General features: G+C 39.9%; 14 protein-coding genes. 5 read left to right on the forward strand and 9 right to left on the reverse strand.

The window, feature by feature from the left end; translation table 11 throughout:
- Window positions 1-13: 13 nt before the first annotated feature.
- Window positions 14-865 carry a DMT family transporter gene (locus PVK71_RS15350; RefSeq protein WP_274419850.1) on the forward strand — a complete coding sequence of 284 codons (852 nt, stop codon included), beginning with the start codon at window positions 14-16 and terminating at the stop codon, window positions 863-865.
- Between the two features lie 18 nt (window positions 866-883).
- Here the strand turns inward: PVK71_RS15350 and PVK71_RS15355 are convergent, their stop codons facing one another.
- Window positions 884-1,546 carry a LysM-like peptidoglycan-binding domain-containing protein gene (locus tag PVK71_RS15355; RefSeq protein ID WP_274419825.1) on the reverse strand — a complete coding sequence of 221 codons (663 nt, stop codon included), beginning with the start codon at window positions 1,544-1,546 and terminating at the stop codon, window positions 884-886.
- A gap of 139 nt (window positions 1,547-1,685) precedes the next feature.
- Between PVK71_RS15355 and PVK71_RS15360 the strand changes: the two genes are divergently transcribed.
- Both PVK71_RS15360 and PVK71_RS15365 read left to right on the forward strand, forming a co-directional pair.
- Entirely contained in the window at window positions 1,686-2,306 is a 621-nt protein-coding gene (locus tag PVK71_RS15360) for an FKBP-type peptidyl-prolyl cis-trans isomerase (RefSeq protein ID WP_130045934.1), read from the forward strand.
- Window positions 2,307-2,427: 121 nt separating this feature from the next.
- On the forward strand, window positions 2,428-2,892 hold the full coding sequence (locus PVK71_RS15365) for a DUF2780 domain-containing protein (RefSeq protein WP_274419824.1): 465 nt from the start codon (window positions 2,428-2,430) through the stop codon (window positions 2,890-2,892).
- 65 nt (window positions 2,893-2,957) lie between these two features.
- On the opposite strand, the gene PVK71_RS15370 is transcribed toward PVK71_RS15365, so the two are convergent.
- The 6 genes from PVK71_RS15370 to dusA form a co-directional block, all read right to left on the reverse strand.
- Entirely contained in the window at window positions 2,958-3,719 is a 762-nt protein-coding gene (locus tag PVK71_RS15370; protein ID WP_274419823.1) for a phosphoadenylyl-sulfate reductase, read from the reverse strand.
- On the reverse strand, window positions 3,712-5,442 hold the full coding sequence (cysI, locus tag PVK71_RS15375; RefSeq protein ID WP_274419822.1) for an assimilatory sulfite reductase (NADPH) hemoprotein subunit: 1,731 nt from the start codon (window positions 5,440-5,442) through the stop codon (window positions 3,712-3,714). The genes PVK71_RS15370 and cysI overlap by 8 nt, the downstream gene beginning before the upstream one ends.
- A complete protein-coding gene (locus tag PVK71_RS15380; RefSeq protein ID WP_274419821.1) occupies window positions 5,442-7,265 on the reverse strand; it encodes an assimilatory sulfite reductase (NADPH) flavoprotein subunit in 1,824 nt (607 codons plus the stop codon). Before PVK71_RS15380 ends, cysI begins: the two co-directional genes overlap by 1 nt.
- Window positions 7,266-7,399: 134 nt before the next feature.
- Complete coding sequence (locus PVK71_RS15385; RefSeq protein WP_130045929.1) at window positions 7,400-7,630, reverse strand: hypothetical protein; 231 nt, start codon at window positions 7,628-7,630, stop codon at window positions 7,400-7,402.
- Window positions 7,631-7,769: 139 nt separating this feature from the next.
- Window positions 7,770-8,462: a TIGR04219 family outer membrane beta-barrel protein gene (locus PVK71_RS15390; RefSeq protein WP_274419820.1), complete on the reverse strand. Its 693-nt coding sequence runs from the start codon at window positions 8,460-8,462 to the stop codon at window positions 7,770-7,772.
- Window positions 8,463-8,580: 118 nt separating this feature from the next.
- Complete coding sequence (dusA, locus tag PVK71_RS15395; RefSeq protein WP_130049126.1) at window positions 8,581-9,567, reverse strand: tRNA dihydrouridine(20/20a) synthase DusA; 987 nt, start codon at window positions 9,565-9,567, stop codon at window positions 8,581-8,583.
- 179 nt (window positions 9,568-9,746) lie between these two features.
- Between dusA and zur the strand changes: the two genes are divergently transcribed.
- Together zur and PVK71_RS15405 are read left to right on the forward strand one after the other, a co-directional pair.
- The gene (zur, locus tag PVK71_RS15400; RefSeq protein WP_274419819.1) at window positions 9,747-10,196 is read left to right on the forward strand and encodes a zinc uptake transcriptional repressor Zur; all 450 of its coding nucleotides are present in this window, start codon (window positions 9,747-9,749) and stop codon (window positions 10,194-10,196) included.
- 19 nt (window positions 10,197-10,215) lie between these two features.
- On the forward strand, window positions 10,216-10,677 hold the full coding sequence (locus tag PVK71_RS15405) for a chemotaxis protein CheX (protein ID WP_274419818.1): 462 nt from the start codon (window positions 10,216-10,218) through the stop codon (window positions 10,675-10,677).
- A gap of 215 nt (window positions 10,678-10,892) precedes the next feature.
- Here PVK71_RS15405 and pgi read toward each other — a convergent pair whose 3' ends face one another.
- Window positions 10,893-12,545 carry a glucose-6-phosphate isomerase gene (pgi, locus tag PVK71_RS15410; RefSeq protein WP_274419817.1) on the reverse strand — a complete coding sequence of 551 codons (1,653 nt, stop codon included), beginning with the start codon at window positions 12,543-12,545 and terminating at the stop codon, window positions 10,893-10,895.
- A gap of 238 nt (window positions 12,546-12,783) precedes the next feature.
- Entirely contained in the window at window positions 12,784-13,956 is a 1,173-nt protein-coding gene (locus PVK71_RS15415) for a hypothetical protein (protein ID WP_274419849.1), read from the reverse strand.
- Window positions 13,957-13,965: the final 9 nt, after the last annotated feature.

Genomic DNA, 13,965 nt, shown 5'->3' on the forward strand with positions numbered 1-13,965 from the left:
AATGAAACCTATGATGACACCAGTCAATCTCGCTATTGTCTTACTTGTATTAGGTAACTTACTGGCATCACTATCCGATGTGGCGGTAAAAGTCCTTGATGGTGGTGTTTCACCTTTTCAATATATTTTCTTACGTCAGTTGGTTTCACTCGCACTTCTCTTCCCATTTTGGCTCCATCAACCACCAACATTGAGAAATTTAAGCAATCCAAAAATAACAGCATTAAGAGCTCATATACTCTTAATTGGCAGTTGTTGCATGGTGGTATCTATCACTTATTTAACCCTTGCGACTGCCAATGCGGTTTTTTACACCGCACCGTTGTTAATGATCCCGCTTTCAATGTTACTACTCAATGAAAGGCCATCAGCAAAAAAAGTGCTTCAAACCGTTATCGGATTTATTGGTGTTCTGATAATTCTTCGCCCTTCTCAATTTCATTGGGCAGCTATTTTTGCTCTAGGAACGGCAACAACGTTAGCGCTATATAATCTTTTGGTAAGAAAAATTCCCAATGACCAATCCGTTATTACCACACTGTTTTGGACAACTTGTTTATCTCTGCCTGTTGCCGGAGGCCTAGCATGGTTTTATTGGCAACCATTAAGTCATAATGAGGTACTTTGGATAGCCTTAAGTGCTGCCTTTATTATTAGCTATAACGGCCTAGCAACCATGGCATATAAAAAAGCGCCAGCAACTCAGATTTCTTTAGCGGAATATTCAGGGCTTATATTTGTGGTTTTATTTGGCGTAATTTGGTTTGATGAAGTGCCAGATGCATTAACTGCGGCGGGAATTGCGTTAATCATTCTCCCTCTAATGCCTAAAACATGGTTAAAGAACTTAAGAGGGAGGCGTTAATAGGAAAGAGTAAGAACTTTATTTACTGCGGCCAAAGTTACCATCTGACATTCTAAAGTACATAATTGCTTGGTTATCTCGCTCTATCTGAAGGATGTCTAATTCACCCTGCGGATTAAGCTTAAAACGAAATAATTGACCTTTTTTAATATTGCTCAATGGTTTATCGGCACCTTCGATTTTAACCACCTTGTTTAGCTCTGTGAGCGACAGATTATTTTTTCTAAATACTTGATACAGCGTATCACCCGCTTGAATTTGATAATCATGCCACTTTGCAGAAGTTTGAGTTAATTGCGAGGCTTTAACTTCCGTTATTTTTTTTGCTGGCTCTGCTTCTATTTTCTCTTTTTCGACTTCATAAGCAGAAGGAGTATTACGAAGTGCTGCTTCTTGCTCACTCAAACCTTTTAAATTTAAGCTGACACTTTGCCTTTGCATTTCAGGTGCGGGGATCATCGTAGGCTGAATGCTCTCAAGCTCTTCTTCTGCACCGCTTGGCAATAGAATTAAAACAAAAGTAACTGGAACTAAAATGCGTAATGCTTTTTGATGAAATAGAGGTAAGCGCTGCCAATAAGGTAAAACTTTTTCTGTAAGAGGCCCACACTTATCCTTTAAGTTAGCCAGTTGCTCAGAAAAATCTGGGCGCTTTATATTCATTTTTTTCTTTTTATTCATGCCATCGCCTCATGCGAAACTGGTGAGCTCACGTTTTATTCTAATATCAGAGCGCAAAGAAGTACAAAAGTTTACCTTAAGCTTAGATCTCTGTATCCTTTAGCCTTTCGTTTATACCATATAAAGAAAGAGAGACAGCATGTCTGAAGTAAAATTAGAAACAGTAGAGCAAAGAGCAAGCTACGGTATTGGCCTTCAAATGGGTCAACAACTTGCACAATCTGGTCTTGAAGGCCTAAACGTTGCAGCTATCGCTAAAGGTATCGCTACTTCATTAACTGGCGACATGCCAGAAATCGAAGTTGACGCGATCAACGAAGCACTTCAAGCACTTCACATGCGCGCTGAAGAAGCTCGTGCTGAAGCATCTAAAGCTGCCGCTGCTGATGGCGAAGCTTTCCTAGCTGATAACGCTCTTCGTTCAGAAGTAACTGTACTTGAGTCTGGTCTTCAATATGAAGTACTAACTGTAGGTACTGGTGAGATTCCAACTTCTGATAAAACAGTACGTGTTCATTACCACGGTATGTTAACTGACGGTACAGTATTTGACAGCTCTGTAGAGCGCGGTCAACCTGCTGAATTCCCAGTAACTGGCGTTATCGCTGGTTGGGTTGAAGCACTTCAACTAATGCCTGTAGGTTCTAAGTGGAAGCTTTCTATTCCACAAAACCTTGCATACGGTGAGCGTGGCGCTGGCGCTGCAATCCCTCCATATGCAGCACTAGTATTCGAAGTAGAACTACTAGACATCATCTAATCTTTCTCAAAAAAGATTAAAAATAAAATTAAAAAGCGATGGCTATATGCATCGCTTTTTTTATGTCATACTCTAATGAAATGTTATAAAAACAAACCAGTAATGTTAAAAGGAAATGACAATGAAAAAAACGTTAATTTTATCTACTCTTGCGCTTTCTCTTACTGCTGCGGCCCCTGCTAATGCCTTTCTTTCGAGTCTATTTGGTAGTGATGAAGAAGCAAACACAGAGCAAGTCACTGCATCGAATCCACTGGTGGGAATGCTAACGGATAATCTAGGTATTTCAGCGGATCAAGCGGCTGGTGGTGCCGGAGCACTATTAGCAATGGCTGGTAATGGTTTATCAAGTTCTGAAAACTCTGAACTAAATAGCATGATCCCTGGCCTTGAATCATTAACAGGTGCAATCCCCGGCGGGTTAGGCAGCATGATATCGAATATGGACAGTGTAAAAACGGCCTTCTCTGCACTGGGCCTAGACCCTGCTCTTATTGCTCAATTTACCCCTTTAATTACACAATACTTAACATCACAAGATGCAAGCTCAGGCTTACTCGACTCTCTGACTTCATTGTGGAAATAATTTTTCAGCCGTAAATAAAAAAGACAGCGCTTATCACGCTGTCTTTTTATCATCATACAAACTATTTATATTCCAGATCCAGCAGTCTCACCATCATCTTCATGTAAACCACACTCTCTTTTTAAACCAAAGAAGCGAGTCTCCTCTTCTTTCATTCCTGGCTCCCATTTTTGAGTTGTGTGTGTATCACCGACAGAGAGATAACCGTCATCACGCAATGGATGATAAGGTAAATTACGCTCTTCTAAAAAATGATGTACATCTTTGTTACTCCAATCCAATACAGGTAAAAATTTAAATACCCCATTTTGAATACTAAGTACTGGCAGATTGGCACGAGAACTTGATTGCTCACGGCGTAAACCAGAAAACCAAACCCCGACTTCAAGCTGATCAAGCGCTCGACGCATAGGTTGAACTTTATTTAGCTTATTATATTGCTCAATCCCCTCTACGCCTTTTTCCCACAATTTACCATAACGTGCTTCTTGCCAGTTTGGACTCTCTTGTGCAGTAAACACGTGCAGATTTAGTTTAAGGCGCTCAGTGAGTAGATCAACAAACTGATAAGTTTCAGGAAATAAATACCCAGTATCAGTTAAAATAACCGGAGTATCCGCTTTTGCATCAGTGACTAATTGCAACATCACTGCTGCTTGAATTCCAAAACTTGAGGATACCGCTGGGTTTCCTTCTAAGTTTTCTAACGCCCACAAAATTCGCTCTTGAGCAGTCAGCGCTTCAAGCTCTGCATTAACTTCAGATAAGCGTAAAATTTGCTCAATTTTTGTTAATGACAACAGCTCTGATAATTGCAATTTAGGCATAAAAGTCCCTTTTTGATACTATCACTTCATCTACAATGCCAGCTCGAATGGTAAAATCACCAAAGCCTTCATTACCTTGACGCTCAGTAACCCAACGACCAACAAGTTCATCTATCTCAGATAAAATCTGACGGTCTGTAATGTTCTCTTTATACATTTTAGGTACACGAGTACCACTACGGTTACCGCCTAAATGGAAGTTATAACGTCCCGGCGCTTTACCGACTAAACCTATTTCAGCAAGCATTGCACGGCCACAACCGTTTGGACATCCCGTTACACGGAAAATAATATTATCTTCTTCTGGCAGCTTATGTTTTTTAAGTACATCTTCGATTTCAGTTACAAACTCAGGCAAGAAACGCTCTGCCTCAGCCATCGCTAATGGACAGGTAGGAAAAGCGACACACGCCATTGAGTTTTTACGCTGCTCTGAATGTGTATCATCAATTAAGCCATGCTCTCGAGCTATTTTATCTATCTGAGCTTTTTGCTCAGCAGATACACCAGCAACAATTAAGTTTTGGTTGGCTGTCATTCTAAAATCACCTTGGTGGATCTTAGCAATCTCAGCAACACCTGTTTTTAATGGCTTACCTGGGTAATCTAATAAACGGCCATTTTCGATAAATAATGCAAGATGATGCTTACCATCAATGCCATCTACCCAACCGATTCGATCACCACGTTCTGTAAGCTCATAAGGACGACTTGCTTCAAATTGAATACCAGCACGCTTTTCGACTTCAGCTTTAAAGACATCAACACCCACACGATCTAACGTGTATTTTGTTTTTGCATTTTTACGATTTGAACGGTTACCCCAATCACGCTGAGTGGTTACAACTGCCGCCGCCACTTCTAACGTTTTTTCTAGTGATACAAAGCCAAAATCATCCGCTTTACGAGGATAAGTTGCAGTATCACCATGGGTCATCGCAAGACCACCACCAACTAATACATTAAAACCAACCAGTTTTCCGTTATCAGCGATAGCAATGAAGTTTAAGTCATTAGCGTGCACGTCTACGTCATTTTGCGGTGGAATAACCACGGTTGTCTTAAATTTACGAGGAAGATAGTTACTGCCTAAAATAGGCTCTTCATCAGTCGTTTCTAGCTTTTCACCATCCAACCAAATCTCTGCATAGGCACGTGTTTTTGGCAGCAGATGTTCACTGATTTTTTTCGCCCATTCGTACGCTTCTTGATGTAATTCAGATTCTACTGGATTAGTGGTACACAACACATTTCGGTTTACATCACCCGCGGTTGCTATTGAATCAATACCAATGCTATTCAATGTTTGGTGCATTAATTTAATGTTTGGTTTTAGAACTCCGTGAAACTGAAACGTTTGACGCGTGGTTAAACGTAAACTGCCATAAGAGGTATTTTCTTCAGCAAACTTATCAATCGCTAACCACTGTTTTGGGGTAATAATCCCACCAGGCATACGCGCACGTAGCATTACATTATGCAGAGGCTCTAATTTTTGTTTTGTACGCTCAGCACGAATATCTCTATCATCTTGTTGATACATTCCGTGAAAACGGATCAGCTGGAAATTATCTTTAGTAAAACCACCCGTAATGCGATCTTGTAGATCTTCTACGATCGTCCCTCTAAGATTTTTACTTTCACGCTTTAGACGCTCATTATCTGCCAATGGGCCAAGTTCAATGCCTGATAAGATTGTTTTTACTGCAATTTGTTCACTCATTAGTACACATCCCTTTGGTAACGTTTCGCCTTACGCAGATCATTTACAAATTGTTCTGCTTCTTCTCTGTTCTTCTTTCCTTGCTGCTCAACAATGGTAATTAACGCATCATGTACATCTTTTGCCATGCGAGTTGCATCACCACACACGTAGATATAAGCGCCATCTTGCAGCCACTGCCATACTTGTGCTGAGTGCTCTAGGATACGGTGCTGTACATAGACTTTTTCTTGCTGGTCACGACTGAATGCGACATCTAATTGATTTACAACCCCTGATTTAAGGTATTTTTGCCATTCCACTTGGTATAAGAAATCTTGCGTGAAGGTTCTATCACCAAAGAATAGCCAGTTTTTTCCTTCTGCATCACGGTTGTCACGCTCTTGCACAAATGAGCGGAATGGAGCAATACCCGTACCTGGGCCTATCATGATCACAGGAACATTATCATCTTGAGGAAGTTTGAAATTATTGTTGTGTTCAATAAACACTTTCACTTCATCGCCTTCTTCTAGCCGATGAGATAAAAAGCTAGAGGCACCACCAAATCGAGTCTCCTCTCCTTGTTGGTATTCAACTACACCAACCGTTAAATGAACTTCTTCATCGACTTCTGTTTGGCTTGAAGCAATCGAATATAAACGAGGGGTTAAACGACGAAGCAAACTAACTAGTTGATCTGCGGTTAGTTTGGTTTTCTTTTCTGATAACAGATCAATGACTTGAGTATTACCTGCATACTGGCGTAATTTGTCTTTGTCTGCTGTCAGTTTCTCTAGTTTTTTACTGCCAGAGAGTTCAGTAAATGCTACCACTTGTTGTGGGTTTGCCGATGTAATTTCGTATTTTTCAACTAACGCTTTTTGAAGTGAAACCTGCTCACCATCAACATCCACTTGCTCTTCACCAGTAAGACTTACTTGTTTTAAGATTGCAGCGGCAAGTTCAGGGCTATTTTCAAACCAAACCCCAAGTGCATCACCCGGTTGATAAGTTAATCCCGAACCGTCCAAATCAATTTCAATGTGACGAACGTCTTTACCAGAATCTCGACCTGTGATTTTTTGGCTAGCTAATAATGTAGCGATATATGGGTTCTGTTTAGTGTATTGCGAAACAGCATGAGCGGCTTGCCCTACTGGCAATTGCACAACCTGTCCATTGGTAGCTTCACCACCTTTTGCCAAGGTTTCTTTTACTTTATCTAACGCTTGTTTGCGCCATTCAGCCGCTGGAGCTTCATAATCAACATCAAGATCAATACGTTCAATAAATGGCGTCGCGCCCTTCTTAGATAAGTACGCATCAAAATCTTTACCTGTTTGACAGAAGAACTCGTAGCTCGAATCCCCCAAACCAATCACTGCGTATTTTAAGTTATCTAATTTTGGTGCTTTTTTAGATTGAAGAAATTCATGCAACTCAATGGCATTGTCAGGGGCTTCACCCTCACCATTAGTAGACGCCACAATAATAACGTGAGTTTCTTTAGCGAGGTTTTTACCTTTATAGTCACTGGCATCAAAAAGCTCAACGGCAATACCAGCTGCCGATGCTTCTTCTTTTAAAGCTTCGGCAACCCCTTTTGCATTGCCTGTTTGTGAGGCATAAATAATTGATAATTTGCCAGCAGGCTCACTTGATACTACGGCTGCGGCTTGATTGATTGGTTGTGCTGCACCTGAGGTTTGGCTCACACCCCAAAAATAACCACTTACCCAAGCAAGCTGTTGCGGAGATAATTCTGAAGCCGCTAGCTGTAATTGACCTATTTGTTGATCATTAAGTGGGCTAGCGAGTGCGGAGAGTTCCTTTAATAACATGACGACATCCCTATTCATTGCGTCATATTAGATTAGCGACTCTTTTCTATAACAAGAAAGAATAGATAGGTATGTTTTATAACTTTTTGGAAGAAAGAAATATTTGCGTTAATTAATTTAAGGTGAAAATAAGGTTAATCATTAATCCTGACTTGGTTAAATCCAACCGCTAATGCACTCTTAGAGGCTGATTCTAAATCTCTGTATTTCATCTCACCACCTTTCATATCAGTAAGCAGAACAAGGCCTCCACGCACATGGCGAAACTCTACAATCCAAGACTCCTCAACCACGACAGGCTCTATCACCGCTTCCACTAATTGATCTTCTTGGTACATCAATTTTAATTCACTTAATGTCGTCATAACTGCATCCTTACCAAATATGAATATCATAGTAATATCCATTCTATAAGCATGGTCAATAAACCGAAATTGAGCAAATTTAAAATAAAAAAATAGCGACTCAGTCACCTGAATCGCTATCTTAAAGAGCAGTTATGGGCTAGAAATCAAATGATAAACCACCGAACCAACCATCAACCATTACGTTTGCTTGGTTGCTATCAAAGTCGTCAAAGTAACCAAATTCATGGTCCATTACGCGATAACCTACTTTGATTTCTAGATCGACCGCATCAACAGGAAAAATGTATTTAACCCCAGCTTGACCATCCATTGTACGAGTACCGCTGCCACTACCAAAATCATACTGACCAAAAATGTGGAAATGCGTATCGGGAATATGCAGTGACGCATCGGCGTACATGTTCATTGCTGTTTCACTAAAGCTTTGATCTGCTCGACCTCCAGTGATTGAGCCACCTTTATTGAATTCGCCATTAGCAAACTGTGTCAGTGTTAAACCCACATCAAACTGAAGACCATTAGTGTCTAATAATTTATAGTAACCAGTGTAGTCAATTTGATCATACTCAAAACGATCAGACCTTACTGGGGTATAACGAACTTTAACATTTGGCACATAAGCAAATGGGTGCTCAAAAGCGATTGAGAACGCTTGCGATGCATCAACATCATTTTTACGAACAGCATCATCTTTAGATCCCACTTTTGCATCAGGGAACCACGCATCAATTTCAACTTTAGTGGTAAATTCCTTCTCTGTTGAATGTGCTGGCACTGCCAATACTAAGGCAGCTGAAGCAACAACAGCGGTAAGGGATAGTTTGTTCATGCGTAGTCTCCATTTGCGACGCTATTTGTTTCATATGCGGTAATAATAAACGATCTGGTTTATTTATGTACTTTCTTTTTATTTCTATTTAATGCAATTTTACTAAAGTAAAAAAAGCTTAAACATCTAACTCTTTTGGAATTTTAGCTAGCGCAGCTTCAACCACTTCAATACCTGAACCTGGTTTATGGGCATTTTCACTAATGTAGCGACGCCATTGACGAGCACCTGGCATACTTTGGAATAAACCAAGCATATGACGAGTAATATGACCAAGGTGTGCACCATTTTCTAATTGGCGCTCAATATATGGGTACATTGCCTCTACAATTTCACGACGCTTTTTAATTGGTTTATCACTACCAAAAAGTTGTTGATCAACTTCTGCTAATAAATAAGGGCTCTGATACGCTTCACGACCAATCATCACGCCATCTAGATGTGCTAAATGCTCTTTTGCTTCCGCTAATGTTTTAATGCCACCATTGACTGCAATCACTAACTGAGGAAAATCTTTCTTAATTTGATATGCGCGAGGGTAATCTAACGGTGGAATTTCACGGTTTTCTTTCGGGCTTAATCCACTTAACCACGCTTTACGAGCATGAATAGTAAATTGATCACAACCACCCTTCTCATGAACCGTTGAAACGAATTTAGTTAAAAACTCATAGCTATCTTGGTCATCAATACCAATACGGGTTTTTACCGTTACAGGAATATCAACAACCGCTTTCATCTCAGCGACACATTCGGCAACTAGATCTGGCTCACCCATTAAACAAGCACCAAAACGACCATTCTGAACTCGGTCTGATGGACAACCTACATTAAGGTTAACTTCATCATAGCCACGCTCGGCAGCTAATTTTGCGCAATGAACTAAATCTTTAACGTTCGAACCACCTAGCTGCAATGCAACCGGATGCTCTTCTTCGTTATATGCAAGAAAATCACCTTTACCATGGATGATAGCGCCAGTCGTCACCATTTCTGTATATAAAAGCGCATGCTCAGATAATTGACGATGAAAATAACGGCAGTGACGGTCTGTCCAATCAAGCATAGGGGCAACGGAAAAGCGTTGTAGTGGGTAAGAGCTCATAAATAAATTCGTTCAGTGATCAATGCCGCAATTCTAACATGATCAGAATAGAAACAGCCAACCTATTACCACGATAATGATGCTCATAAATAAAATGACATTCTGAAAAATAGTCAATAAAATAACCGATAACTTATGATAAACTCACTAATCTGTTCAGAAAATAAGACACATAATCCTTGAATCGTACGCAAAAACAAAAAGTTGAGCTCTTGTGCCAACAACGTGGGGTAAGACTCACACCACAGCGATTAACAGTTTTAGAGCTGATTGTCTCTCACCAGGGGGCAATAAGTGCTTATGATCTTTTAGAGCAATTAAAGAAAATAGAACCCCAAGCAAAACCACCCACTATTTATCGTGCTTTAGATTTTTTAGTGACCCAAGGTTTTGTTCATAAGGTCGAATCAATAAATAGTTATATTTCTTGTTGTGTTATTGGCGAACACGCTCATTTTTCACAACTATTTATCTGTCGCACTTGCGATGACGTTGTTGAGTTCCATGATATTAAAATAACAGAGCAGCTAACAAAGCACGCTGAACAAATTGGCTTTTCTGTCGAAAACCATATTGTTGAAACCCATGGTACTTGCAAAGCTTGTTTAAGTAACAATAATAAAAATTAATTAAAGGACATTACCTACCATGCGCGCTGAATTTGTAAACCCATTCTTAGCTTCACTGATGAATGTACTTAAAACGATGGCTTCAATGGATTTAAAACCACAAAAGCCCCGTATTAAAAAAGATGAAATTGCTCGTGGTGATGTTTCAGGTTTAATAGGCATGGTTGCTCCACAAAGTAAGGGCTCAATGTCGATTACTTTTGATGAGCAGCTTGCTCTGCAAATCATGCAAAATATGTTAGGTGAGCGTCCAAATAGCATCAATGAAGAAGTAACGGATATGGTAGGTGAAATCACCAATATGGTTACTGGTGGTGCAAAACATATTCTTTCTGAAAGTGGTTTTGAATTTAGCATGGCAACGCCTATGGTTGTTTCTGGTAAGGGCCATACGATTACTCATAAATGCGATGGTGCGATTATTATCATGCCATTTACTTCAGAATGGGGTAATGCGTTTATTGAAATCTGTTTTGAGTAACAGAGACTAGAGACTAGAGACTAGAGACTAGAGACTAGAGACTAGAGACTAGAGACTAGAGACTAGAGACTAGAGACTAGAGACTAGAGACTAGAGACTAGAGACTAGAATGATAGAGGTTGATATTTAGGTATCAACCTTTTTTATTGCCTGTAATATCTAAAAAAAAGAGCCGACCGAAGTCAGCTCTTTCAATAACACATCAACAAATATAATTAAGCTTTAAGCGCTTTAAATGCGTTAATTAATCCGTTAGTTGAACTGTCGTGAGACGTTACGGCTTTATCATCTGCTAACTCAGGAAGAATTTGGTTAGCTAGTTGCTTACCAAGTTCTACACCCCATTGGTCAAAGCTGAAGATATTCCAAATCACGCCTTGTACGAAGATTTTGTGCTCGTACATTGCAATCAAGTTACCTAGAGTTTTAGGCGTTACTTGCTTAACAAGAATTGAGTTTGTTGGGCGATTGCCTTCAAACACCTTAAATGCCACTAACTCTGCCATTTCTGCTTCAGTTTTACCTGCTGCTGCAAATTCTGCACGAACAGTCTCTTCTGTTTTACCAAAAGCCAATGCTTCTGTTTGAGCAAAGAAGTTAGACATCAGCTTCTGATGATGATCACCCACTTGGTTGTGGCTGATTGCAGGCGCAATAAAATCACAAGGGATTAATTTTGTACCTTGGTGAATCAATTGGTAGAACGCGTGTTGACCATTTGTACCTGGTTCACCCCAAATGATTGGACCCGTTTGATAATCAACAGGGTTACCGTTACGGTCTACACATTTACCATTTGATTCCATGTTGCCTTGTTGGAAGTACGCAGCAAAACGATGTAGATATTGATCGTATGGAAGAATTGATTCTGACTCAGCACCGTGGAAGTTGTTATACCATAGGCCGATCAGTGCCAAAATAACTGGTACGTTATTTTTCAGATCCGTATTAGCGAAATGGTTATCCACTTCATGAGCACCTTCAAGAAGCTCAACAAAGTTATCAAAACCAACCGCTAGTGCAATTGAAAGACCGATTGCTGACCATAGTGAATAACGACCACCAACCCAATCCCAGAATTCAAACATGTTGTCAGTATCAATACCAAACTCAGAAACAGACTGTGCATTTGTTGATAGTGCAGCAAAGTGCTTAGCAACATGTGCTTGATCGCCAGCTTCAGCAAGGAACCAATCACGAGCACTGTGTGCATTTGTCATTGTTTCTTGTGTTGTGAATGTTTTAGATGCGATTAAGAATAACGTAGTTTCAGGGTTTAATGGCTTCAATGTTTCAACGATATGAGTGCCATCAACGTTTGAAACAAAGTGCATGTTTAAACGAGTCTTGTATGGTGCTAACGCTTCAGAAACCATGTAAGGGCCAAGATCTGAACCACCGATACCGATGTTTACGATATCCGTAATTTCTTTACCAGTGTAACCTTTCCACTCACCAGAAATTAGACGTTCTGTGAAGCCTTTCATTTTTTCTAATACTGCATTTACTGCAGGCATTACATCTTCACCATCAACCATAATTGGCGTGTTGCTACGGTTACGAAGTGCAATATGTAAAACTGAACGGTCTTCTGTTTTGTTGATTTTCTCACCGTTAAACATCGCTTTCATTGCTGAAGACAACTCTGTTTGCTCTGCTAATGCGAACAATTTTTCCATTGTTTCTTCGGTAACTAAGTTTTTAGAGAAATCCACTAGAATATCTTGGCCAAACGTCGTTGAAAATTTATCAAAACGTTGTGCATCTGCAGCGAATAATTCAGATAGGCTAAAATCTTGTGCTGTTTCAAAGTGTGCAGTTAAGTCTGCCCAAGCTTGAGTTTCTGTTGGGTTGATGTTTTTTAACATGGTAAAAATATCCCGTGTAATATACTTAATGGTTCAAAAAAAAATTAATGAACGCCCCGTTTATACGAATCTAAAATTTGATGCTCGGTATTATTTAGTGAACTTTATATTTAGGTATTATGACCAAAACTACGCTCACCCTTTTTGAGTTAGGTCACATTAAAACTTCTAGTAGTAAACATTATCTCTATCAAAACTACTGAACACTAGTGTTGAGATCATTTTTCTTACTAAAATATTAAAATGGTTGGTTGATCATCACTCTAAATAAACCTTCTTCACTGCCTTTTGACATCTCAGTTCGAACAACAATACCTTCAACTTGAAAGCGTATTGCTCCGCCTGCACTCCACTTCATGTCTTCATGTAGTGTTGAAAGTGAGAATTCATCTGCTACTCGACCTGCATCAACAAAAATAACCCATTGCCACCAAGGTACATCATAAAGATTAAAGATAGGCCAATCTTCTAGCGGTTGCCAATCAGGCATCACTCGATATTCTGCAGAATAATGAATAGCTGAACGACCATGGAAACGCCCACTGCTGTAGCTCCTTAATCGATATAAACCACCAAGCTTTATGCCAGCGTATTCAGGAGGTTGATGTGCTCCACCTTGCCAACTCGGTGTATCAGCAATATAGAAATCTAATGCCAATACTTGCTTATTAATAATCTCACCGAGATTACCTAGATCAAAAAAGGCGCTTTGTTGGAACTCCCATGTCCACCACTCTTCTTGTTCACCCGTTTGTGGAGAATAGGTAAAATCCAATTCAGTACGTGAACCATGGGTAGTATTTCTTACGCTATTTCGATTGTCCCAATCAAAATTAACTTTCATGCCCCAATTAGAGTAAGGCTCATTCCAATTTGCAACATCTGCTAATTTTCGAGAGTAATAAAAAGGGCTAAACTCAATACTCGACACACCACTTTCTAATGGGTTAAATCCTTTTATTTTTCTTTCAGGAAGATAGGCCGCTCTCGCTCCAATCGTTTTTGCATTACCAATAGGTAAAATATAATTAGCCGTTAAATGGTATTGTGCTTCGATGCTGTCGGTAAACACTTCGTCATTCACATTGGAGTTATTACTACCGGCAGAGCCTAGGTGATAATCCATCTCTTTGAAATTAGCATTATACGCATTAGCCCCGACTAACCATGAATGACCGACTTGAAAATTATTTGCAGACAAGTACGTCATATAAGAGCCTTTACTTGAATAAAGTCCCGCTGCAAATAATGTCGCTTGAGGTTGGCTGACTCCTTTCATTACCGCGGCAGCGCCTATGGTAGTCCCCAAGCTTTCAGACGAAAATAGAAAAGGAACCGCTGAAGTTTCTGGTAATGATGTCGGCCAAATACCTTCTTTGGCAAACGCATCACTCAAAAAAGAAAAAGGCATAATAAGAAA

Source organism: Aliivibrio sp. S4MY1, assembly GCF_028765545.1.
Taxonomy (GTDB): domain Bacteria; phylum Pseudomonadota; class Gammaproteobacteria; order Enterobacterales; family Vibrionaceae; genus Aliivibrio.